This window comes from Neorhizobium vignae (assembly GCF_000732195.1).
Taxonomy (GTDB): domain Bacteria; phylum Pseudomonadota; class Alphaproteobacteria; order Rhizobiales; family Rhizobiaceae; genus Neorhizobium; species Neorhizobium vignae.
On record NZ_JNNU01000071.1, the window covers coordinates 1 to 616 of the forward strand.

2 protein-coding genes are annotated in these 616 nt (G+C 61.4%); both read right to left on the reverse strand.

What is annotated here, in order from left to right:
• Window positions 1-216, reverse strand: a 216-nt coding sequence (locus GQ59_RS30385) for a DUF982 domain-containing protein (protein ID WP_037088658.1), incomplete at its 3' end; no start/stop codon positions are given.
• 74 nt (window positions 217-290) lie between these two features.
• A partial coding sequence (locus GQ59_RS30390) for an Hsp20 family protein (protein WP_037088656.1) occupies window positions 291-616 on the reverse strand: 326 nt, incomplete at its 5' end.

The following is a 616-nucleotide window of genomic DNA, read 5'->3' on the forward strand; positions in this document are numbered from 1 at the left end:
GGCAAAGGCGGCGAACAGGCCGCGTGCCGTTTCCGCTTCGATCTCGCCGCGAAGCGCCGCTAGACATGCTTTCAAAGCGATCGAGTGTGCCGTGTCTCTGAATGACGTCGGCCACTCGACAAGATGCCGGTAGGCGTCCATCACGGTGCTAATCTCGGTCGGAAAGCCCAGGCCCACGAGAATGAAAACGGGCTTTCTGAACATATCGGGTTTCATCGCTCTCTCCTTCCCAACCCGTAATGTCGTCGGGGCGCCGTCGCCACGGCGCCCCTGGTCTGCGGAAATGCGGGTTAAGCCGCCTTTGGCGCTTCGATCTGCGCCGGAGCAGCCGACGTCAACGCCGCCGCGCTCTGGATCGAGATTTTCCGCGGCTTCAATGCCTCGGGGATCTCACGCACAAGCTCGATCGACAGCAAACCGTTGTTCAGCTCCGCTCCGTTCACCCTGACATGGTCGGCAAGCTCGAACCGGTGTTCGAACGGACGGCCGGCAATGCCGCGATGCAGGTAGCCCTCGGCGGATGCCTCCTGCTTCTTGCCGGTGACAGTCAGCAGGTTGGACTGGAACGTGATGTCGAGATCGTCCTGAGCAAAGCCTGCCACCGCAATCGAAATCC